Source organism: Agrobacterium sp. lyk4-40-TYG-31, from assembly GCF_030209855.1.
Taxonomy (GTDB): domain Bacteria; phylum Pseudomonadota; class Alphaproteobacteria; order Rhizobiales; family Rhizobiaceae; genus Agrobacterium; species Agrobacterium vaccinii.
Genome location: NZ_JARVRE010000010.1, coordinates 277,274 through 299,312 on the forward strand (window position 1 = coordinate 277,274; position 22,039 = coordinate 299,312).

At 56.9% G+C, this 22,039-nt stretch carries 24 protein-coding genes; 6 read left to right on the forward strand and 18 right to left on the reverse strand.

Going from position 1 to position 22,039, the window contains the following annotated elements:
• The first annotated feature begins 108 nt into the window (after positions 1–108).
• The 4 genes from QRN55_RS20035 (at position 109) to QRN55_RS20050 (ending at position 2,942) form a co-directional block, all read left to right on the forward strand.
• Positions 109–588 (forward strand): carboxymuconolactone decarboxylase family protein, encoded by a 480-nt coding sequence (locus tag QRN55_RS20035; protein ID WP_077122499.1) that lies wholly within the window; start codon positions 109–111, stop codon positions 586–588.
• 68 nt (positions 589–656) lie between these two features.
• Positions 657–1,409, forward strand: coding sequence for an SDR family oxidoreductase (locus QRN55_RS20040; protein ID WP_111838574.1), 753 nt, complete (start codon positions 657–659; stop codon positions 1,407–1,409).
• Positions 1,410–1,448: 39 nt separating this feature from the next.
• Positions 1,449–1,871, forward strand: coding sequence for a cupin domain-containing protein (locus QRN55_RS20045; RefSeq protein WP_111838575.1), 423 nt, complete (start codon positions 1,449–1,451; stop codon positions 1,869–1,871).
• 66 nt (positions 1,872–1,937) lie between these two features.
• Positions 1,938–2,942 (forward strand): mechanosensitive ion channel family protein, encoded by a 1,005-nt coding sequence (locus tag QRN55_RS20050; RefSeq protein WP_077122502.1) that lies wholly within the window; start codon positions 1,938–1,940, stop codon positions 2,940–2,942.
• On the opposite strand, the gene QRN55_RS20055 is transcribed toward QRN55_RS20050, so the two are convergent.
• The 10 genes from QRN55_RS20055 to QRN55_RS20100 all read right to left on the reverse strand — a co-directional run bounded on the left by QRN55_RS20055 (position 2,939) and on the right by QRN55_RS20100 (position 11,653).
• Entirely contained in the window at positions 2,939–3,427 is a 489-nt protein-coding gene (locus QRN55_RS20055) for an RrF2 family transcriptional regulator (RefSeq protein WP_077122503.1), read from the reverse strand. The two genes, QRN55_RS20050 and QRN55_RS20055, sit on opposite strands and share 4 nt — an antisense overlap.
• A 204-nt stretch (positions 3,428–3,631) precedes the next feature.
• Positions 3,632–4,672, reverse strand: a complete 1,041-nt coding sequence (locus QRN55_RS20060) for an LLM class flavin-dependent oxidoreductase (RefSeq protein WP_111838576.1) — start codon at positions 4,670–4,672, stop codon at positions 3,632–3,634.
• 33 nt (positions 4,673–4,705) lie between these two features.
• The gene (locus QRN55_RS20065; protein ID WP_111838577.1) at positions 4,706–5,131 is read right to left on the reverse strand and encodes a DUF1622 domain-containing protein; all 426 of its coding nucleotides are present in this window, start codon (positions 5,129–5,131) and stop codon (positions 4,706–4,708) included.
• 48 nt (positions 5,132–5,179) lie between these two features.
• A complete protein-coding gene (locus QRN55_RS20070) occupies positions 5,180–5,857 on the reverse strand; it encodes a YoaK family protein (RefSeq protein ID WP_111838578.1) in 678 nt (225 codons plus the stop codon).
• Positions 5,858–6,019: 162 nt separating this feature from the next.
• Positions 6,020–7,618, reverse strand: a complete 1,599-nt coding sequence (locus QRN55_RS20075; protein ID WP_111838579.1) for an MFS transporter — start codon at positions 7,616–7,618, stop codon at positions 6,020–6,022.
• Positions 7,615–8,058: a DoxX family protein gene (locus tag QRN55_RS20080; RefSeq protein ID WP_111838580.1), complete on the reverse strand. Its 444-nt coding sequence runs from the start codon at positions 8,056–8,058 to the stop codon at positions 7,615–7,617. The genes QRN55_RS20075 and QRN55_RS20080 overlap by 4 nt, the downstream gene beginning before the upstream one ends.
• A 158-nt stretch (positions 8,059–8,216) precedes the next feature.
• Positions 8,217–10,199 (reverse strand): amidohydrolase, encoded by a 1,983-nt coding sequence (locus QRN55_RS20085; protein WP_111838581.1) that lies wholly within the window; start codon positions 10,197–10,199, stop codon positions 8,217–8,219.
• A complete protein-coding gene (locus QRN55_RS20090; protein ID WP_111838582.1) occupies positions 10,199–10,486 on the reverse strand; it encodes a XapX domain-containing protein in 288 nt (95 codons plus the stop codon). The genes QRN55_RS20085 and QRN55_RS20090 overlap by 1 nt, the downstream gene beginning before the upstream one ends.
• A 63-nt stretch (positions 10,487–10,549) precedes the next feature.
• Positions 10,550–11,239 (reverse strand): hydrolase, encoded by a 690-nt coding sequence (locus QRN55_RS20095; RefSeq protein WP_233125007.1) that lies wholly within the window; start codon positions 11,237–11,239, stop codon positions 10,550–10,552.
• Positions 11,240–11,338: 99 nt separating this feature from the next.
• The gene (locus QRN55_RS20100; protein WP_284778079.1) at positions 11,339–11,653 is read right to left on the reverse strand and encodes a hypothetical protein; all 315 of its coding nucleotides are present in this window, start codon (positions 11,651–11,653) and stop codon (positions 11,339–11,341) included.
• 165 nt (positions 11,654–11,818) lie between these two features.
• On the opposite strand from QRN55_RS20100, the gene QRN55_RS20105 reads away from it, so the two are divergent.
• Positions 11,819–12,571, forward strand: coding sequence for a helix-turn-helix domain-containing protein (locus QRN55_RS20105; RefSeq protein ID WP_284778080.1), 753 nt, complete (start codon positions 11,819–11,821; stop codon positions 12,569–12,571).
• Here QRN55_RS20105 and QRN55_RS20110 read toward each other — a convergent pair.
• The 3 genes from QRN55_RS20110 to QRN55_RS20120 all read right to left on the reverse strand — a co-directional run bounded on the left by QRN55_RS20110 (position 12,568) and on the right by QRN55_RS20120 (position 15,215).
• Entirely contained in the window at positions 12,568–13,401 is an 834-nt protein-coding gene (locus QRN55_RS20110; protein ID WP_111838586.1) for a helix-turn-helix domain-containing protein, read from the reverse strand. The two genes, QRN55_RS20105 and QRN55_RS20110, sit on opposite strands and share 4 nt — an antisense overlap.
• A gap of 90 nt (positions 13,402–13,491) precedes the next feature.
• The gene (locus tag QRN55_RS20115; protein ID WP_233125009.1) at positions 13,492–14,088 is read right to left on the reverse strand and encodes a hypothetical protein; all 597 of its coding nucleotides are present in this window, start codon (positions 14,086–14,088) and stop codon (positions 13,492–13,494) included.
• Between the two features lie 191 nt (positions 14,089–14,279).
• On the reverse strand, positions 14,280–15,215 hold the full coding sequence (locus tag QRN55_RS20120) for a VOC family protein (protein ID WP_162694429.1): 936 nt from the start codon (positions 15,213–15,215) through the stop codon (positions 14,280–14,282).
• A 103-nt stretch (positions 15,216–15,318) separates the two neighbouring features.
• Between QRN55_RS20120 and QRN55_RS20125 the strand changes: the two genes are divergently transcribed.
• Positions 15,319–16,218 (forward strand): LysR family transcriptional regulator, encoded by a 900-nt coding sequence (locus QRN55_RS20125; protein ID WP_111838588.1) that lies wholly within the window; start codon positions 15,319–15,321, stop codon positions 16,216–16,218.
• 29 nt (positions 16,219–16,247) lie between these two features.
• Here the strand turns inward: QRN55_RS20125 and QRN55_RS20130 are convergent, their stop codons facing one another.
• The 5 genes from QRN55_RS20130 to QRN55_RS20150 all read right to left on the reverse strand — a co-directional run bounded on the left by QRN55_RS20130 (position 16,248) and on the right by QRN55_RS20150 (position 22,001).
• The gene (locus tag QRN55_RS20130) at positions 16,248–16,982 is read right to left on the reverse strand and encodes a gamma-glutamylcyclotransferase (protein WP_233125010.1); all 735 of its coding nucleotides are present in this window, start codon (positions 16,980–16,982) and stop codon (positions 16,248–16,250) included.
• A 64-nt stretch (positions 16,983–17,046) separates the two neighbouring features.
• Positions 17,047–17,505 carry a Rid family hydrolase gene (locus QRN55_RS20135; RefSeq protein WP_062585834.1) on the reverse strand — a complete coding sequence of 153 codons (459 nt, stop codon included), beginning with the start codon at positions 17,503–17,505 and terminating at the stop codon, positions 17,047–17,049.
• A gap of 102 nt (positions 17,506–17,607) precedes the next feature.
• A complete protein-coding gene (locus QRN55_RS20140; protein ID WP_111838871.1) occupies positions 17,608–18,444 on the reverse strand; it encodes an alpha/beta fold hydrolase in 837 nt (278 codons plus the stop codon).
• 768 nt (positions 18,445–19,212) lie between these two features.
• Positions 19,213–21,171 (reverse strand): Fe(3+)-hydroxamate ABC transporter permease FhuB, encoded by a 1,959-nt coding sequence (gene fhuB / locus QRN55_RS20145; RefSeq protein WP_233125011.1) that lies wholly within the window; start codon positions 21,169–21,171, stop codon positions 19,213–19,215.
• On the reverse strand, positions 21,168–22,001 hold the full coding sequence (locus QRN55_RS20150) for an ABC transporter substrate-binding protein (RefSeq protein WP_233125012.1): 834 nt from the start codon (positions 21,999–22,001) through the stop codon (positions 21,168–21,170). The genes fhuB and QRN55_RS20150 overlap by 4 nt, the downstream gene beginning before the upstream one ends.
• Positions 22,002–22,039 lie beyond the last annotated feature (38 nt).

Below are 22,039 nucleotides of genomic sequence, written 5' to 3' on the forward strand. Positions count from 1 at the left end.
CATAAAGCTTATGCGGGCAGGTTAGAGCGGTTTTGGTTGCATGTCCATCTATTACGGATAGTTATTATCCATAAGGATATTGAAAGTCCTTAATAGATGGAGAGAGACATGACACAGCGCCTGAATTACGCAGCCCAGTCCCCAGAGTTTTTCAAGAAGTTGTCGGACCTCAGCCTGTCGCTGAAGGACAGCGTCATCGAGCAGTCAATCCGCGATCTTGTGAATATCCGGGCCTCCCAGCTCAACGGTTGCGGCTTCTGCCTCGATATGCATGTCAAGGAAGCCAAGATTCACGGCGAGAGCGAGCTTCGCCTTTACCATGTCGCCATCTGGCGGGAATCGAACCTGTTCGCTCCGCGCGAGCGCGCTGCCCTCGCCTGGACCGAAGCGGTCACCAGACTGGCTGAAGGCGGCATTCCGGACGAGCTTTACGAGCGCGTTCGCGGTCAGCTGTCGGAGAAGGAAGTTTCCGATTTGACCTTCTCGATCATGACCATCAACGCCTGGAACCGTGTCAGTATCGCCTTCAAGGCCGTGCCCGGTTCGGCGGACAAGCTCTACGGCCTGGAGAAAGCCGGCCTCAACTGAGGCCTTGTTCCACAACAGCAGCCATTTCCAAGTGCCATTCGGCACTCATCACCTCAAGGGAAACAGACATGAAAATCGTCATCATCGGCGGAACCGGCCTCATCGGTTCGAAGACGACCGAGCGGCTTCGCGCCAGAGGCCATGAGGTGATTGCCGCCTCTCCGAACACCGGCGTCAACATCATCACCGGCGAAGGCCTTGCAAAAGCACTTCAAGGCACCGAGGTCGTACTCGACCTTGCGAACTCGCCATCCTTCGAGGACAAGGCGGTCATGGAGTTTTTCGAAACCTCCGGCAGGAATCTGCTGGAAGCGGAAAAGGCAGCAGGCGTCAAACACCATGTCGCACTTTCCGTCGTTGGGACGGAGCGCCTGCAGGAGAGCGGGTATTTTCGGGCAAAGCTCGTCCAGGAAAAGCTGATCAGGGAAGGCGGCATTCCGTACACGATCGTCCATTCCACGCAGTTCATGGAATTCGTTGGCGGTATCGCTCAATCGAGTATGGTCGGGGACAAGGTGCACCTTTCACCAGCCTTTGTTCAGCCGATCGCCTCCGATGACGTCGCCGACGCGATGGCGGATGTTGCGCTTGCTACGCCGGCCGCCGGAATTGTCGAAATCGCTGGTCCGGATCGCTTCCACCTCAACGAGTTCGTCGCACGTTATCTGGCATTGACCGGAGACAGCCGCGAGGTCGTTGCCGATCCAGAAGCGAAATATTTCGGCGCACGTCTCGAGGACGGATCGCTGGTCACGGACAACAATCCCCGGCTTGGCAAAATTGGCTTCGATCAATGGTTTGCAACGGCGCCGCGAAAGTAGCCCGCCCAAAGCTCCGCTCATTTGAATAGGAACAATACCATGATCAGACCCCGCCTTGCGGCCTTCGCCGCATTCTTTCTCATAACCAGTACTGCCGGTGCTCACGACACCTCAGGCGGCTCCGCCTCAAAGGTGACACTCGTCTATCAACACGAACTGCCGAACGTGCCCGGTAAGAGCATGAAGGGCGTACTCGTCGAATATGGTCCGGGTGGCTTCTCCGATGCCCATACCCATCCGGATTCGGCTTTCATCTATGCGATCGTGCTGGAAGGCTCCGTCCTTAGCCAGGTCAATGATGGGCCTGTAGAAGAATACAAGGCCGGCGAGAGCTTTTCGGAATATCCAGGCGACCGGCACGGCGTCAGCAAGAACGGGAGCGACACGAAGCCCGCTAAACTTCTTGCCGTCTTCGTGGTTGATACCACCCAGACGGAACTGACCTATCCGATAAAGAGGTGAAACCAGTCAGGGACCGGGTGCTAGAGCAGCCCCGGTCCTTCCTCTTTTCAAGGCAAGGGACCCGCAATGGCTTATAATTCGCTGATGCCGGCCTTTCTAGCCGTCGATCTCCTCGGCGTGCTCGGAATTCTTGTATGGCATTTCCAGGGACAGCATAGGCCGACGGCCCGCCTGATCGTCCAGATCCTGTTCTTCGCCTGCATGACGACAGCGTTCGTTGTGAGCGGCATACCGCCACACCGCGTAATCACCGGAGAGACCGATGGGTTCGCGCTCTATATGGGCACTGCGGCCCGCGTCCTGTGGTGGATTCATCTTGCCTGGGCGACAATTGGCTTCATCCGCCTTTACATCGTCCTTGATCGCCGCCCGCAGGAAGCGCGGCTGCTCCAGGATCTCATCGTTACCGCGGTCTATCTCGGCGTTACGCTGTCGATTGTCGGTTTTGTATTCGGTGCCCCGATCGGCACTCTGGTTGCCACATCCGGTGTCGTAGCGATTATTTTGGGCCTGGCGTTGCAGAATACGCTCGGTGATCTGTTTTCGGGGATCGCACTGACGCTCGGCAGGCCTTTTTCGATCGGAGACTGGATTCAGCTGGCCGATGGCACCGAAGGACATGTCGTTCAGAACAATTGGCGATCGACGCAGGTTCTGACACCAGCAAACAATCTCGTCGTGCTTCCCAACAGCACGCTCGCTAAAGTCGGCCTGACCAACCTTACAAAACCAGACGAGAGCCACCTTGTTATCCTGCCGATCCGTGTCACCTCCGACAGTCGACCAGCCGAGGTCGAGGCAATCCTGAAGTCTGCGTTGCAGACGTGTCAGTGCATCGTCCAGTCACCGGCTCCGGTTGTCGCACTCAAGGGCATCGACGCGATCGCAATCGATGTGGAGCTCCAGTTTCGGGTCACGGCCCCGGCAGCCCGGACGCCGGCGCGCAACGAGGTTATCGATACGGTCCATCAGCGCTGTGCAACTCACGGCCTGTCACTGGCGATGCCCGCACAAAGTTATCTTGGGATCGTAGAGAATTCGCCGCTGAATAAGGCATCGGGTCGAGCTTAGCCGGCGCGCTTCAGAACCCACTCAAAGGTCCCGGACCAGATTTCCGGGGTGATTTCCTGTTGCAGGATCGTGCCAAGATCCGCGAACGTCACCTTTCGAAGGGCGGAACGCCACGCTTCGTCGGCTTCCCACATGATGCGGGCAATCGCGCAGGGTCCGCTCTCGCAATGGCCTTTCGGACGGCAAGGATTATTGGCCCGGATGTTTTGGCAAACAAAGGTTCGACCGCTACCCTCGACAGCTTCAACCACATCAAGGAAGGTCAGCTCATTCGCGGCCTTGGCAAGGCGGTATCCGCCGGATGGGCCAAGCGTGGTGTGAACAAGGCCAGCTTGTGACAAGCTCTGCAGCGCTTTTGACAAGTATTCCTTCGGGAGCCCATGCAGTTCAGCAAGCGCTTTGGTTGAAAGATATCGGCCTTCGGGAAGGCCCGAGAGAATGGCGCAACAATGTAACGCCCATTCGACTTGGCTCTTAAGGATCATGCGAGTGCTCGGCAACGAATTAAGGATAAATCATATCCCTATTCAATGCCGCTGTAAATGCGAACACTTGCTTTGTTTACCAGCGCCTTGAAAGGACTCGAACTCTTGATCAAAGATATCTTTGTGAATTCAACACTTCCTATCAATACCTCTGAGCTAACCCACTGAATTGCAATGGAATAAGACAGGAAATTTGGCTGTGACCTAGCTCAGTGGAGTGAGTAGATCGCGAACAAGAGGGACGACACGTGATCCGTAAAGTTCGATGCTCTGCATGAGCTTCTCATGCTCCATCGTGCCGGCCGAATACTTCATCTGGAACCGCGAAATGCCGAGCGTTTTGGCCGTTTTTGTGATCTTGGCGGCAACCGTTTCGGGCGAGCCGGCATAGAGCGATCCATGCTCGATCTCGTTTTCGAAATCCTTTTCGGTGACCGGCGGCCAACCACGCTCCTTGCCCAGGCGATCTCGGATCTTCTTGAAATACGGGAAGAGGTCACGGCGCGCCTGTTCATCGGTTTCGGCGACATATCCCGGCGAGTGCACGCCGATATCGCCTGCCGTGTGCCCGGCCTGCTCGGATGCCTTTTTGTAGAGTTCGACATAGGGCGCGAAACGGGCGGAATCCCCCCCGATGATGGCAAGCATCAGGTTCATGTCATAGCGCACGGCACGGATGACTGATTCCGGGCTGCCGCCGACACCGATCCAGGTCTTGAGACGACCTTCAGCAATCGGCGGATAGATACGCTGATCTTCGAGCGGAGCGCGCCAGTTGCCCTGGTAATTGACAATGTCTTTCGAAGCGATCTCCGAGAACAGGTCCAGCTTCTGTTCGAACAGCTCCTTGTAGTTCGAGAGGTTGTAGCCAAACAGCGGAAACGACTCGATGAAAGAGCCGCGGCCTAGGATGACTTCGGCGCGTCCGTTTGAAATCGCATCGATCGTGGAAAACCGCTGGAACACCCGTATTGGGTCATCGGAACTCAGAACGGTGACGGCAGACCCGAGCCGGATGCTTTCAGTTCGTGCCGCGATGGCGGCCAGCACCACTTCCGGAGCGGAAACGGCAAAGTCCCTGCGGTGGTGTTCGCCAACTCCGAAGAAGTCGATCCCTATCCTGTCAGCAAGGACAGCCTCCTCGATGACGTTGCGGATCACCTGCGGCTGGGAGAGGAGCTCTCCATCTGGGCCGGTGGTCACGTCGCCGAATGTATCGAGACCGAATTCGATTTTTTTTGTCATGATCGGTTTTCAATCGGATGCAATTGATAAGGGTTAGCGCTTGCCGGGCAGAGAAGACGATCGCGAATGGGTCTGCGGGGCTGGCACCGAGTTCTTCGTCCAGGGCCACTGGCCGTCGATCTCGGCTTCGAGTGAGAAGCTCAGGAAGGTCCGGATGAGCACAATCATCCCAAGAAGACCAACGCTTTCCCATGTCAGTGGCGAGATGATCGTGGCAATGATATCCGCGCCGATCAGGACCTCGAGGCCCAGCAATATTCCGCGACCGAGATTGGCGCGGTAGCGTTCGTATGCTTCCCGGCTACCGATGGAGAAGAGGTCGCGTCCGTAAAGAACCGTCGCGATCACGACGCCGACCAGAATAACCCCGACGCCGAAGAATTCGAGGCCGACCGCAAGCGGCTTCAGGACGGGAGCGATCAGGCTTGAGAGACCGCCCGCTTCATGGCCGATATCCATCTGGATTTCCTTTCAACAAAACGGGTGAATGAGGCGTTCTGGCGGATTTCAGGATTCCGCCCCGGCGCTGCTTGCGAACAGGGAAACCGCGGCAAGAATGGCCGGCAAGCTGAACGCGATTACAGGCGCATAAATGTAACCCAGCGCACCAAAGCCGCAACCGAGAGCGAAGGTCGCCACGGCGGTCCCCATCTTCTTCACACGTGCCTTTGCCGCGATGATATCTTCGGGTTTCGAATTGGCCAGGATGTCGGCCAGATCGAGCATGATCTGTGTCGTCGTTCCGGTCATCAACGTTGATGGCGGGGCTTTTGCGAGATGCGCCTTGTGGAGACCGTTCTGTATTGCCATGGCCGACACGAGCGTGAGCGCAACGAGCGACGTCAGCTTGCTGTCGTCGCCATGGAAGGGACCGTAGATAAATGCCAGCACCGCCACGGCGACGAGCAGAAGCAGTTTGACGACCAGCATGGGCCGGATAGGCGACCGGTCCAGCCCCTGGATCTTCAGGCACGCCAAACGTGACGCGAAAACGATCAGGCAGAACATCGGAAGTGCGAGCAGCTTCGACCACGCCCCATCCAGACCATGCGCCATCGTTGCGCCCAAGGTCACGAAGTTGCCTGTCACATGCGCCGTGAAGAGCCCCGAAAGTGACAGAAAGCCCAAAGTGTCGACGTAGCCGCCATTGAAGCTGAGAAGGATGGGGAGGGAAGGAATTTTCATGGTCGTGATCTCGTTTGATGCTGATGCGGTGCTATCGTCCTGCGAAGTGCTCAAGATTTGCCGCCCAACGGCCGTTTTTGCAATTGCATCAATTGTTTCGAATTCATTGCGCCAGGCGACATAATGATAAGGGCGGCCAAAGCCGCCCTGTCCCCGATCTAGTTACGCGGCGCCAGGCCGGTTGATGGTCAGGAAATGGCGTACAATGGGTTTTTCCGGACCGATATGGTAGGTGAGAACCGTGCCCTGCAGGTCGGCGTCGGCATTGGAAACACGCTTGTGCTGGCGAAGGTGTTCAGCCCAGGATTCCACCATGAACCACTCGACGATTTTTTCCGGATCAGCGGAATCTTCGGTGACACCCCATCCATAGGCCCCATCGCGGCGGCGTTCGTGAGAAAGGTGGTCGATGGCATGCAGGAAGGCTGTCCGATGCTGCTTTTCGACCTTGTACTCGATCAGGATGAGAACGGGACCCCGGTCATGGGCAACAGGCTCGGCGACAAGCGGTTCGGGCCAATGGTTGGACGGCACCATGTCTGCATCGCCTGCCGGAAGCTTGACGCGGTGCATGGCAAGCCCTGCAACGAGCAAGCCAGCTGCGCCGATAAGCAATGTCGTCTGAATGCCGACAGCTTCACCAACGGCGCCCCAGCCGAGGCTACCGGCCGTCATCGCACCGTTGAACACAGTCAGATAAACGGCAAGGCCGCGCCCACGCACCCAGTTTGGAAGAACAGCCTGGGCTGCTCCGTTGAGTGTTGTCAACGCTGTGATCCATGCGCCACCGAGGAAGAGAAGAGCGATGATGGCGACAATCTTCGGCGGAGCGAGCGACAGGATACCCATGACGACTGCGGTAATCAGCGCTGCGACGAGAAGCAGGCCGTCCGAGCTCAGACGGTTGCGCAACTTCGGCATGACCAGGGCACCGCCGATCGCGCCAGCGCCGACTGCACCCAGCAGGATGCCGTAGAAGCTGGCATCACCACCGAGCAGTTGTCGAGCAACGAGCGGAAGAAGCGCCCATACCGCACTGGCGAAAGCGAAAAAGATCGCTGCCCGCAGAAGGACGACATGCAGCGGCCTGCTCGAACGGGTATAACGAAGGCCCGCGCGGAATGCCCCGAAAAAATTCTCCTGCAAAGCGTCGTTGGCATTTTTTGCGCGCGGCCACCAGACCAACGCTGCGATGACAAAAATGTAGCTCGCAACGTCGGCCCCGTAGGTGATCCCGGCTCCGAACGCCGCCAGAAGCAGGCCGCCAGCGGCAGGACCGATGGAACGGGCGATGTTGATGCCGAGTGAATTGAGGGCAACGGCGCTCTTGACGTCCTCACGCTTTACCAACTCCGGCACGATCGCCTGCCAGGTCGGCCCCATCAGCGCAGCGCCAATGCCGCCGAGGAAGGTCAGACCGATCAGAGCGCTGACAGAGAGCATACCCGTCTGGGACAGAACCATCAGCGAGATACTCACGGAGGCCAGTAGGAGCTGTACCGCGATCAGGAACTTGCGGCGATCCAGAATGTCGGTGAGAACGCCTGCAGGGATCGCAAGCAGAAAGATCGGCAGGGTACCTGCCGCCTGGACCATAGCGACCGCCGCAGGCGATGCTGACAGATCGGTCATCAGCCAGGAGCTTGCGACATCACGCATGAAGCTGCCAGTGTTACCCAGAACGGTCGCTATCCAGATGACCGCGAAGACTGGCTGTGCGAGAGGGGCAAAGGTGCCCCCGGATGTTTTCGTGGTGCTCATTTGCCCGCTCCCTTTGCAAGGTCGGCCGCAGCAACGTAGATGAATGCACCGGCGAGACCGATGTGTTCGAAGAAGGCGTTGGTTGCCATCATGCGGTCCATGCCGGGCACCATTTCCCAGAAACGAAGAGCGATGAGCGTTGCGAGAAGCGTAAAGCCAGCCAAAGCAAGGGCTCCTGCCCAACGCAGAAAGCCTGAGACCACCATGGCGGAAGCCGTCAATTCAAAAGCGATAACGGCGACGGCAAAGAAAGCGGTGGGATGCAGACCAAAATGATCCATCTCGGCAAGCGCGCCATTGAAGTCAAAAATCTTGGTAAGCGGACCCTGGATGTAGGCCGCACAAAGCGCAAGCAACGAGACTGTTCGGACCCCGGGGGAGCCGATGATACGTCTCAAACCATTGCGGACTGGGTTTTGCGTATAGGATTGGTAGGTCATATCTGCTCCTGAATGCTCGCTGATCGGTCAGCCGCGTTGATGGAGCGATATTGGCTGGTTATCGCCCTGCCAACAATTGCAGCAATTGTTTCGATTTAGTTGCGAATATCGCAATAGTAAGAAAGTGCTCGGGCGATAGTGATCGCCCGAGCGAACGGTCAGACTGCCCAGCACGAGCACCCGAGTGCACCGAAGAAACCCTTGAGGTCGGCAATCGGCAGCTTTGAAGTCCATGCGCCAGCATGGTCATGACCATGCACGCCGCAATCACTGGCGCAACCGCATGTCGAGATTGCCGTACGACGTAGCGAGCGCGCGCCCGCCCCTTCCGGTTCGCCCCATGCGGCATAACCACCGAACTTGCGCACCGGAGACCAGTCTGGCATGGCCGGGGGTACATCGTTCTCATCGAGTGTCTTGAAGTCACCCGCGCCATAGACGATCTTGCCACCAACCATTGTCAGCTCAGACACCAGGAACGAGATCTCGTCCTCTGCGCATGAGAAGAAGTCCTTGTCTGGCACGACAAGGTCGGCAAACTGGCCTTTTTCGATGCGCCCCTTCTTGCCTTCTTCGTTGGAAAACCACGTGACCTTTTCCGTCCACATCCTGAGTGCCGTTTCGCGGTCGAGGCAATTGGCGCGCGGGTAGAGCTGCATGCCGCCGACCGTCTTGCCGGTGACCATCCACGACAGCGAAACCCAGGGATTATAGGAAGCGACGCGGGTTGCATCTGTTCCGGCCGATACATTCACGCCTTTGTCGAGCATCTTTCGGATCGGCGGGGTCGCTTCAGCAACGCCATGACCGTACCGCTCGACGAAATATTCGCCCTGATAGGCCATGCGATGCTGCGTGGCGATGCCGCCGCCAAGTGCGGCGATACGGTCGATGGAGCGATCCGAAATGGTTTCGGCATGGTCAAAGAACCAGTTCAGGCCTTCGAGTGGTATGTCCTTGTTGACCTTTTCGAAAACGTCCAGTGCTCGCGTGATCGTTTCATCATAAGTTGCGTGCATGCGCCAGGGCCAGCGGTTTTCGGCTAGAACCCGCACAACCTCTTCGAGTTCGCCTTCCATCTCCGGGGCCATTTCCGGCCGCGGCTGGCGGAAGTCCTCGAAGTCGGCTGCGGAGAACACAAGCATTTCGCCGGCGCCGTTATGACGGAAGTAGTCGTTGCCCTGCTTGTATTTGACCGACGAGGTCCAGTTGAGAAAGTCTTCTTTCTCTTCCTTCGGCTTTTGCGTGAACAGATTGTAGGCAAGACGAACCGTCATCTGGTTTTCGTCGGAAAGCTTCTGGATGACCTCATAGTCGTCGGGATAGTTCTGGAAGCCGCCACCGGCGTCGATGACGCCGGTAATGCCCAGACGGTTCAGTTCACGCATGAAATGACGCGTCGAATTGACCTGATAGTCGAGCGGCAGCTTTGGGCCCTTGCCAAGGGTCGAGTAAAGGATACCGGCATTTGGCGTGGCAAGCAGCAGGCCGGTCGGGTTGCCATTGGCGTCGCGGGTGATTTCTCCGCCGGGCGGGTTCGGCGTGTCTCGGGTGTAACCGACGGCGCGCAGTGCTGCACCGTTCAGAAGCGCCCGGTCATAAAGATGCAGCAGGAAGACGGGTGTATCGGGCGCGACAGCGTTGATTTCTTCGATTGTCGGCAGGCGTTTTTCTGCAAACTGGTGCTCGGTGAAACCGCCGACGACACGCACCCATTGCGGGGCCGGCGTCATCGCCACCTGCCGCTTGAGCATATCCATAGCATCGGCCAGCGACCGAACGCCATCCCAGCGAAGCTCCATGTTGAAGTTCAAGCCCCCACGAACGACGTGGGTATGGTTGTCGATCAGGCCAGGTAGGACGCGCTTGCCCTTGAGATCAACGATCTTCGTGTCGGGACCGGCCAGAGCCATGATCTCGGTGTCTGAGCCGACCTCCAGAAACAGTCCGTCCTTGATCGCGACCGCGGTCGCGTTCGGATTGCTGCGGTCAAGCGTCGTAAAGCGCCCATCGTGGAGGATCAGGTGTGGATGCATCGTGTCTACTCCGGTCTGGTTGGGGTCGGCAGCATTGGCCGGTGAGAAGAGGTTCGAAAACGCCAGGCTCGATGCCCCTCCAAGAAAGGTTCGACGCGTGGTCATCAGCTCCGCTCCTCTCCATTAGTTAGCGCACGGTGGGCAATCTCCGCGGAGTTCCCACCCTTCGGCATATGACCGAACATGTGCGGCTTCACCTGGTGAAGCCAGGAAACAGCTGCCGGTTCCTTGCTCCAGAGCGATTTGGCAAGCGGGATGATCTGTTCACCGACGAGAATGCCGAGCAGGCCGACAAGCGCGATGACCGGCGGAGCCGGGGAGCGCACATTGAGCAGGCTGTACACGATGCCAACCAGCAGACCCGCGCCAAGAGACAGAAGATAGATTTTCATGGGTATCTCCACGGTAACTGAAAGACCGCTCCGATGGATTTCGGAGCGGTCTGATAGGTGTTCTTACTTGGCGGGGTTCGGGCCGATGCGCTTGCCGTGCTTGACGCGCTCTTCGGCGCCGTGAACCATGGTGTAAGCGTAATCGATGCCCATGCCGTAGGCGCCGGAATGTTCCTTCACCAGCGTGGTGACAGCATCGTAGGTTTCCTTGCGGGCCCAGTCGCGCTGCCATTCCAGCAGCACCTGCTGCCAGGTCACGGGAATGATACCGGCCTGAATCATGCGGTCCATCGCATGGTTGTGGGCTTCGAGCGAGGTGCCGCCGGAAGCGTCTGCCACCATGTAGATTTCGTAGTCCGGAACATCATGGAGCGCAGAAAGCGCGAAGGTCGTGTTGCAGACTTCGGTCCACAGGCCGGAGACAACAATCTTCTTGCGGCCGTTGGCAGCGTTCTTCGCCAACGCGTCGCGAACGTTCTGGTCGTCCCAGGAATTCATCGAGGTGCGTTCGAGGATATCGTTCTCCGGATAGACGGCAAGCAGTTCTGGGAACGTGTTGCCGGAAAAGCTTTCGGTCTCAACCGTGGTGATCGTGGTCGGAATGTTGAAGACCTTCGCTGCCTTGGCGAGACCGACGACATTGTTTTTCAACGTCTGGCGATCAATCGACTGCACGCCGAAGGCCATCTGTGGCTGCTGGTCGATGAAGATGAGCTGGCTGTTCTGCGGTGTCAGGACTTCGAACTTGGACATTGTATTTTCTCTTTGGTTTGATGGTGGGCAGTTTTGGTGCCGTTTTCACTTGATGTCTGAACGCCTTCAGATGTTTCCGTTGCGTCTCTGGAATTACATCTACCGGAAGTTTTTGCTCTGGATAATTGCAATAATAATTTCGATTGAATTATCAATTATGCAACAAAGAGCTAAGTTGATGTCTTCGTTGCCGTTCGTCATCTTGGGCCTGATGATGGTTTCATTCACCGTCGCTATAAAACAGACCCAAAATGCGATCTTGCTCAAACGGCTCCGATTTTGGATTTTCCTGAACGCCACGGCCCGCGCCAGCGACACAATGGCTTTGCAAGGATCTTCTGCGAGGCTATTACTCCGCCGATACCCACCACGTTGCGGAACTGACTTCTGCAAGACGACGCCAGCTGAGGTCACATCGCGATGTCCACAAACAACCAATATATGGACTATCTTAGAGTCCAGAAGGCGAATTCGGTAACGGCATCTGTCCTGAGCAAGAGCCTTATCACGGCAACGAGGTTGACACGCGAAACGCCCAATCACGGCTATGTCGAGCAGCATGTCACCGAAGATGCGTTCATGCTGGGCGTCCAGCTCAACGAGTATCAGGGTGATCTTTGGGTAGACGGAAAACGCGTGGAATTTGAAGGTTTCCACAAAGGCAATTTTTCAGTCTATGACTATAATCGCCAATGGCAAGCAAACATGCGATCGGCTTTTGACTGCGTCAACTTTCACATTCCGCGCGCGGCGCTAACAGCGCTGGAGGAAGACCTTGGTACAAAACGCATTGAAACGCTGAACGTCTTGCCAGGTGCGGATATCAACGATCCTACGATCCACGGTCTTGTCGAGGCGCTAATGCCTGCCTTCCACAATCCAGCGCTAGCAAGCCGCCTGTTCATGGATCATGTTGGGCTCGCGCTTGCGACGCACTTGGCCACTGTCTATGGCGAAGCGCGAAGCGCACCTGCGATCCATCCAGGAGCACTCGCGACCTGGCAACTCAAACGCGCCACCGCCATGATGGATGCGGGACTTGATGGGGACCTCCCGATCACGGACATCGCGTATGCTTGCGGACTTTCGACGTCTTATTTTACGCGGGCATTCAAGGCAACGACTGGAATGCCTCCATACCAGTGGATGATGCGTCGACGCGTTGATAAAGCCATGGACCTTTTGAAACGCGGTCGGCTACCACTGAGCCACGTGGCCGATATCTGCGGCTTTGTTGACCAAAGCCATATGACCCGCGTCTTCAAAAAAATGACCGGTATACCACCTGGCACGTGGCGACGGACCGAGACTGATCCCAACCAGGACCATTAGGCGCGTGAGTGACTGCGCTGGCGCCAACTGGCAGGCGGTTCGCCGACAATGTCGGAGAACACCCGCGTCATGTGGCTCTGGTCGGCAAATCCGCACGCCGCCGCAATGTCGGTCAGCGTTAACTTTTCAGCAAGCAGATCTTTCACCCTGGAGACACGATATTCCCTGAGCCACTTGTGGGGCGTCGTACCGAACGTTTTCTTGAAGATTTTGTTGAAGTAGCTGACAGACACGTCACATTCGGCCGCGAGATCGACAAGCGACAGCCGAGCGTCGAGATGCGCAGCGAGGAATTCCAACGATCTGCGTTGCTGCCAAGGCGCGAGTGTCCCCTTGTCCCGCGGCGGGAAATAAAGCCCACCATAGGTCTGCATCAGATGGACCAGCAATGCAGAGGTGATGCTTTCCAGGAAAAGTGGACTTGCCTGCTCGCTTTGATCGCTGAAGAATGGCAGTAGCGCCCTCGAGAGCCCAAGGATGACCGGGTCAGCGGAGCCAATTGTGCTTTCGAGCCTTTTAAATTCTGGACGGCCTGCCTCCGATGCAATGTTCTGGATGAAGGCAAATGGGACCTTGAACTCCAGGACCTCGAAGGGGGCAAGATGATGATATTGCCAATCTTCTCGCAGATCGGTGATGTCTGTGAGACCTTTCGGTTCGCGGCCTTCGAACGCAAGCTCACCGGACTTCAGAAGCCTGTAATGTCCTGAATCCGTCAGGTGACTGACGATTCTCACGCCGTCTTCGGGATCATAAGCCACTGCGACGGGGAAAGACGCATCCGTACGTCGTCGGCAGGTTATCGTCATGTCTGCGACACGAAGCTGCATTCGATGGCCTCCGATTCTAATTCCGGTCTGGTTGGTTTGGGTTTCACAGATCAAACGAGTCGTTGCTCGAACAGTCCGAGTTCATGGGGGTCAATGCACAGAAGGCGATTCTTCGCCACTTCCGTCGAAGAAAGGCGACAAACTGTAGTGATGGATCAGGTGCGCACAGATCGCCATCGAGATATGCTGTAAGAGGACATGGTCTGATTTTCCCTTCCGGTCGAACAGCGGCTGGATTGCGCTTCCCAGACTGGCAATAACCGGGTCCGACGTGCCGCGGACGCGCTTGAGCTCGACATTGGCTCCGGGGACAGAAAGAGCCGCGATCTCATCGACCAGAACATGTGGAATGACAAACGCGACGACATTCAGGGACGCTTTGAGACTTATCTGCACGCCATTGAGAATATCAATAAGGCAGATGGATCCCGTATAATATTGCCTCGTGACGGACTGACTTCCATCAGCCTCCACATCGCAGTGCGTTGTGTCGCGCAAATATAGCATGAGGAAATAGCTGTCGTGCGCAGGGACAACGACGGTCGCCTCCTCGCCCATTTTCAATTCACGGCTGATCCGTGTCGCACTGAATATGGCTGACGCCAGTGGTGCGGAGTGCAATGAAATAGCATCCGGATCGCCGAATAGACCTCCGACGCAGTTGCCGGAATTTCCAGTCGCCCCCATCCGCCTGCCTCCACGTCATTGATGTGCCGTCTTGTCTCCTCGCCATTACTGGCGACCCGACGGATATCATCCCGATCATTGTGGATATTGTTAATTCTTGCTGTCGTCGTGACGGCTACCTTGCATAGGCAGCCGTCACATAGGTTGAAGATTACTTGTCGTTGGGCGGCGTAAAACGAGATGCCGGAGATCTATGCCGCGAGTGGAACCAGACCTGCTTCAATCTTGTCTCGAAATGGCCCGTAGCGGCTCGGCAGCTTGAGAGCTTCACCCAGATGTGCAGTGTCTTCGTCCCGGTTGAAGCCCGGCTCGTTCGTGGCGATCTCAAACAGCACGCCGCCTGGCGTTCGGAAGTAGATCGCCCAGAAATAGTCGCGATCGATGACCGGCGTGACCTGATAACCGGTGTCCATCAGCGCCTTGCGAACCTCAAGCTGCTTCTCGCGGTTGTCGACCGCAAACGCGATGTGGTGCACCGAGCCGGCGCCCTGACGGGCAAACGGTGTTTTCGGCAGTGCGGCGAGATCGATCGTATCAGCTCCGTTTCCATTGGGAATGATGAACCGGGTCACGTCACCCTCCTTCTCGGCACGCTGGTAACCCATGAAGCCTAGAAGCTCTTCGGTCGCGGCCGTATCATGCAGACTGAAACGCGCACCGGCAAAACCGCGGATTGCTGCATCGCCAGGAATTCCTTCCGAAAGCCATGGTGCGCGGGTATCCTCGGAAGATTCAACTAGCGCCAGGCCGTCGCCATCCGGACCGATGAAGCGAAGGCGGTTGGCGCCGAAGACGGTGTCCGTTTCCAAACCGCTGACGCCCTGAGTGACAAACCGGTTTTGCCAGAATTTGAGCGAGCCTTTTGGAACAGAGAACTGTGTTTCTCCGACCTCCCCAACACCCGGTCGGCCCAGCATCATATTGGCGAACGGGAAATAAGTCATGACGGTTCCTGCGGAACCGTTCTCGTCACCGTAGTAAAGGTGGTAAACATTGGGGTCGTCAAAGTTGACGGTCTGCTTGACCCGGCGCAGGCCCAATGTGTCGGTAAAAAAGCGGTTGTTCTGACGCGCATCCGAAGCCATGGAGGTTACGTGATGCAGTCCCTTGATGTCCTTGCCTTTCAATGTCCCGTTAGCGTTTGGCTGTTGACGAATATCTAAGCGGATTGATCAGCGCAGAGAATTGCAATATTCATTTCGAATGTGTTGCTCTTATTGAAACAATCCCATGAACGATTACAAAGCACTTCGGACCTTCCTTCTCGCGGCGGAGAAGCGGAATTTCGCGCAGGTCGCCCGCGAGCTGGACATGACACCTGCGGCGGTCACCCGTGCAATCGCCGCTCTTGAAGCGGAACTGGGCGTGCAACTTTTCGTGCGCACCACGAGGCAAGTGTCGCTGACCACAGACGGCGCGATTTTCGCCGCCCAGATCCAACCAGCAGTGAAGACGCTGGAAGACGCCCGACGTGATGTCATGAACGCTCATAAGGGTGACGAGGGGCGGCTGCGCATCAGCGCGCCGACGTGGTTTGGCAAGACCGTGCTGCCTCCGATTCTGTCGGGATTCAAGGAACGATATCCCAAGATGAGTTTCGAGATCTCTTTATCGGATGGGCTCATCAACATCGTCGATGATGACTACGATCTGGCTGTCCGCATTTCATCTCAACCGTCCGACAAGTTCACGATCTGGAGAAAGATCCGGGTCGTGCCGCGCATCCTGGTCGCAGCTCCGGGAAGTCGGTTCGTTGACATGCAGCATCCCAACGAGCTGAAACCCGACGACTGCCTGGCCTATAGCGGCGAGAGCCGACGCGAGAACTGGGTCCTTTCGGACGGTGGGTCTAGCATGACCATTTCTGCAGGCCGCGCCTTCAGCGCCAACAGTGGCGAGCTTCTCGCGGACATGGCTGCCGATGGTTCCGGGGTTGCCCTGCTTCCTGGGTTCAATATTGCCGATCACATCAGGAGTGGGCGCCTTGTCCACGTCTTCAAGGGCTGGGCACCGCCGGACTTGTGGCTGACCCTCTACTATCCTCCATATCAGGCGCTGCCTCCAAGGATTGCCTCATTCTCAAAATTCTTCGAGGAGCAGGTAGCGGCTCACATGGTCATGCTGGATTGATGGACAAAGAGCGTTCGAAGTCGGCGGAATCAGCCGACTTGCGGTAGGGCCTGAAGCTTTGCGGCGACGAGTTTCTGCAACTGCCACAGGTTTCGATCAAAGATTTTGCGTTCTGCCAGATCAACAACCGTCCGGTAGAGATACTCCGCACAAGATCCCGCCGGTCCGCATGCTTGTGCGATCAATGCAGCGGCCTCATCGAGAGGAATCTTCTGCGTGAGCTGAGATTGCCTCGGGCTCGCCCAGAACGTCAACGCCCGGCGTGTGCCACTCGATGTCTTCACCGAAACCCATTTCACCATGTCGCATACCTCGGCATAGCGTATCTCTCGCGCGAGAAGCTTACGCAGGTCCTGTGTTTTCGTTGCGCAAGGTAACTTGAGGATGAGACCAGAGCAGCTTCCACCCGGCTGCAGCGCGAGCATAAGGCCCGGGGTGTCGGAGGTCGCCCGCAGTCGCTCTATCCTCAGCGAAAATGCGCGATGCCATCCGAATGCGACAGCCTGTTCACTGTCAGCGATTTCAAATCCCGGGTTCCACATCAGGGATCCGTAAGCGAACACCCATATCTCGTCATCGCGCGCCTCCTCCTCGACCCTGTTAACGAGCGCATCAAGCTGCGGAGAAGAAATCGGGGTCCAGTTGGGCTCCGGGCCTTCTTCTTCAACGACCCTCAGCGTTCTGGAGACCAGGTCAGGTGTTAGTTGCAGAGAGCGCAGACGGGATGTGCTGGCTATGGATGTTTGCGGCATCTTGCGGACCATTCTCATGGAGATAGCCGCCGGAGCAATGTCGCATCCGGCGGATCTTGGGCTAGGGTTCCCCTTGTCAGACAGTTGCGCGGTCTATTACTGCGCGGAATGTGATCTCAACGATCTGTTCCGGAAAGGCCAGTGCATTCACTCCGATCAGGTTGCTGGCGCATTGGGGCATCTCGGCGCCGTACATTTCCTTGCGGACTTTCGATCCGGCTGCGAATGCACTAGGAACGTCCAGAACAAAAAGCGTCTCTTCAACGACATCTTCGAGGCTGGCCCCGAACTCGGCGAGGAGCAACTTGGCGTTGACGTAAGTCTGGCGGATCTGGTCTTCCATCTGCGAGAAATCTGCGGGCCGACCATTGGCGTCCAGATTTGCAGGGGCGACGAGATTTCCATCTGCATCGTGGCTCAATTGGCCGGAGATGTAGATCGTGTCTTTGACCTGAACGGCCTGCACGTATCCAAATGCGCGTTCCCACGCGACACCGTGGTTTGCTACCTTCTTGGCGGAGTTGTTGTTCGTCATGGTGGTTTCCTTCGTGTAGCTGGGCAAGATCAAAGGCCCTATTGAATCGGGTGGTGCCCGAGGCGACAGGTGAGTGGGAGGCAGCACCCGTCGCAACCATGATCAAGACTGGATGAAAGTCAGCAGATCGGCGTTCAGGACATCTGCGTTGACTGTCAGCATTCCGTGCGAGAAGCCGGGGTAGGTCTTGAGCGTGCCGTTCTTCAACAGCTTGACGGACTTGTGTGCAGAGTCTGCGATTGGAACGATCTGGTCGTCCTCACCGTGCAGCACCAGTGTCGGAATGCTGATCGCCTTGAGGTCTTCCGTCTGGTCGGTCTCCGAGAACGCTGTGATGCCGTCATAATGCGCCTTGGCTCCGCCCATCATGCCCTGCCGCCACCAGTTCTGGATGACGCCTTCATGAACTGTCGCGCCATCACGGTTGAAACCGTAAAAAGGACCGGCAGGAACATCGCGGAAGAACTGCGCGCGGTTGGCTGCAAGCGCCGACCGGAAGCCATCGAAGACCTCCATCGGGAGACCCTCGGGGTTCGCTGCTGTCTTGACCATGATCGGTGGAACCGCCGACACGAGAACGGCCTTGGCAACGCGACCGGACGGCTCGCCATGCTTTGCAACATAGCGGGCAACCTCGCCACCACCCGTGGAGTGGCCGATATGAACGGCGTTCTTCAGATCAAGCGCCTCAACAACTGCAAATGCGTCCGCAGCGTAATGATCCATATCATGACCCTCGGAGACTTGTGCCGAGCGCCCATGACCGCGCCGGTCGTGAGCGACGACGCGGTAACCCTTTCCGAGAAAGAACAACATCTGCGCATCCCAGTCATCAGACGAAAGCGGCCAGCCATGGTGGAAGACGATTGGCTGGGCATTGTTCGGACCCCAGTCCTTGAAGAAGATTTCGACGCCGTCCTGTGTGGTTATGTATCCCATGGTCTTGTTTCCTTCGAGTGAGGTTGTGTTCTGGGTAGCATCGGATGCGAAGCTGAATGAGGGAGAAATTGCCAATGCCGCTGCTGCTGCACCCGCAGACAGAAGGGCTCCCCGACGGGTTAAGGAAAAGAATGTTTCGGTCATCTCGCGTCCTGCGATTTCGTGATTGAAAACAGGCGACGCTGTGTTCGTCTGACAGGACCAATATTGCTGCTAGCCGTCAGAGGCACAATTGCTCGAATAATTTCGAATCTGTTGCAGTAGCGACAACAATCCTCATGTCTGAGGAAATTGATAATTGGTCTCGTTCCACTGCGCAGGACACCGAGCATTGAAGGGGCCAGTTTTCGCGCTTGCCGCCTGCTGTCCTCGCAAGGAGCTCCAAATGACTCACGATGTCATTCGATCCCCAATTTCTCAATTGCTACGATAAGGATATCATTTCACCGGAAATTATCGGTCGATTTAGCTGCAGAGGATATTTCCTCCCCCATTGCCAAAGTCGACGGCTAACTCGATGCTCCGATTGTCCCTTTCTTCACGAACTCACGCAAGTTGGAGACGCCTTAAGTATCGCACGAGCACCTCACAGTTCAGAAGCCAAGGACGGCGATTGCCGATGAGGAAACATGTGTGGCCGTATCCTCGATCTCCCCGTAAGTCCGCACCGGCGCCTGATCAGTACTCAGCGAGAGCCGGAGCACGGCATCCTAGCGGGCAGCTCTTGACCAACTATTGCCGGACTGCCTGCAGGGATGTTTCCGCGCTTCACCGTCGCCCGATAAGCCAGATTAGATACGGCGCACCAATCATGGCGGCGAACAAACCCAACGGAAGTTCATAAGGAAATGTAACGGTCCGAGCTCCCAGGTCCGCGAATGCCATGATCAACGCACCTAACAAGAACGAGGCGACAAGATGATCTCGTGCTGTTGCAAACCCGGCACGTACGGCAATATGAGGCGCAATCAGTCCCACGAAGCTTAATGGGCCAACGAGTACCGACGCCGCCCCGGTCGCTAGGCCGCATAACGAGAGGATAACAACTCTGCTTGTCCCGATTGGAACACCAAGTGCTTGTGAAGTCGACCGCCCAAGCGGAAGGAGCGTCAACCATCTGATCAGTGTTATGGACGCGACGAGCAACAAAATGGCGATTCCAGCGAGAAAGATAGACGTTCCGGGTGTGGCAGAGGCAGCAGTACCGCCGATCCATGCAAGGATTTGCCAGGATCGTTGGTCACCCGCCGCCATCAGGAACGCCAGAACCGATGAGCTCAGTGAACTTACGGCAATCCCAGCAAGCAACAGTTTTTCCGAAGGCAAGGTCTTTCGGCGTGCGAATGCCAGGACAACCGCCATCGTCGCCAGACCGCCTATCGTAGCCCCTCCGGCGAGTGACGACGGGCCTCCGTTTGGAACCAGTGTGACCACTGCAGCAAAACCAAGACCCGCCCCACCACTCACACCGATAACCTCCGGGCTTGCCATCGGATTACCCGTCAATCTCTGCAGGATTGCTCCAGTAAGTGCCAACAACCCACCCGCTGCGGCTGCCGCAAGTAGACGGGGCCAGCGCCAAGACAAGAGATCGGAAGCATCTACGTAAGATAAAAGAAGCCAGCCTTTCCCATCATTACCGAAGAACAATCCAAGTACGACGACGACTGGTACAATCGCCAAGAGGATTGACAAGCCCTTCCCAAAATGGATCCGCCTAGTGGTCGCCCGGTTTGCCTCCTGGGCTTGGATCGAACGTACTCTGGGGAGTAACCACAGCAGGATCGGACTTCCCACGAGCGCAGTGACGGAACCAGTCGGAAACGTTTCGCCCGTTTCGCCTGACAATACTTGGACCGCTCCGTCACATAGCCAGAGGAAGAGCCCGCCCGCCAATGGCGAAAGCGCAAGGATTGTTGCTGGTCGGCGCACGCCGCAACCCCTGACGAACGCAGGCGCTGCAAGCCCGACAAAACTGATGAGCCCAACGTTTGCTGCGACAACCCCCGCTAACGCAGTTGCGAGGACAGCGACACAAAGCCGGATCCAACGAAGGTCCACTCCAAGCGAACGCGCGCTTTCATCGCCGAGGCCAAGCACGAGGAGCGGCCTGATCAATAGAACGGAAAGAGCTACACCGGCAGCGAGCTCGATTGCCAGTGCTTTGGGGACCCCCCAGTCCTGCTGGCTCAGCGATCCCCCGTTCCATGTCACCAGCGACATGAGATACTCACCCTGCGCCAACGTCAAAGCGGCCGAGATGGCCGCGGCTGTCACACCGACTAGCATTCCCGATACCACCATCGTCACCGGCTCGAATGACGATCTCCAACCAAGAGCGAAAACAACTAAAGCGGCAGATCCAGCACCTGCGAGTGCGACTACGGTGCGTGATCCGTCTAGGACTTGGGGGAAGAAGAGTGTCGCGACGACGATTGCGAGCTGCGCTCCAGCGGAGATGCCAAGCGTCGAGGGATCTGCTATCGGATTGCGAAGCAATTGCTGCAAGAGCGCACCGGATAGGCCAAGCGCCGCGCCAGCCAGGATGGCGACGGCCGCTCGGGGAAAAACGCCATAAAGCAATATGATTTCGTCTAGATCGGATGAGCCTGCACCGAATATCGCGTTGGGCCATCGCGGTAGCGCGACGCGATCCGATGCGCTCACAGCGAATAAGATCACGGCGGCGAACAGGGCTAATACAACCAGCCCCCAAGCTTGCTTCATCTCGCTGCCTCACGCTTCGACAACAAAGCTTCGCTCAGAAGGCGAGCAAAGCGCATACCGGCCAGGACACCGCCGTATGGGTTGATATTGTCAAGCATTATGACCCTACCCTCGCTTACCGGCTTCAGGGAGTTCCAGATCATGCTGCTCTTCAGCGTGCTTCTTGCTTCGACCGGTATGTTGGAGATGATAATGATGCGGGCATCCTCTTGGTCTGCCAGATGCTCTATCGGAACGGGAGCCGCAAATGTGTAGCGCGACTTATCCGGCCAGGCATTGGTGAGGCCCAGGCGAGACAGAATGTCGCCGAACATACTGTCCAGTCCGAAGACACGCACATGCCGAGCATCGCCCACGTTTACGAGGTAGGTTGGCCTTCCTGAAAACGATTCCAAGCTTTCGCGATAGGACGATAACCGGACGTCTATATCGGCCAATACCGAAGCCGCTCTGCTCGTTCTCCCAAGCCTTTCACCAAGGACAGTAACGGCTGCAGTCGCTTTCGCGAAAGGCGCCTCTCCGCGGATATAGAACGGAAGCGACATAATCGGCGCGATCCGCTTCAGCGCCTCTTGATGGCGGGTGTAGAAAGGAGAGATCAAGATCAGTTCGGGCTTTAACAAATGAAGCAGTTCGAAGTTTGGTGTTCCACGAAGTCCTAAATCGACAACGGAACTCGGGATCACTGGCTCCACGGCGTCCAGACGAAACTGGATCAGTTCCGTTGCAGCGATGGGTGTCACTCCAAGAGCGATCGCCGTTTCCATCATCGCCCAGTCGATTGCGGCCAGACGCGGTATGTCATCGGCGATCGCAGGCTTTACAAACATAGACGCAGCGACGCCGAGAATGACATCTCGACGTCGTA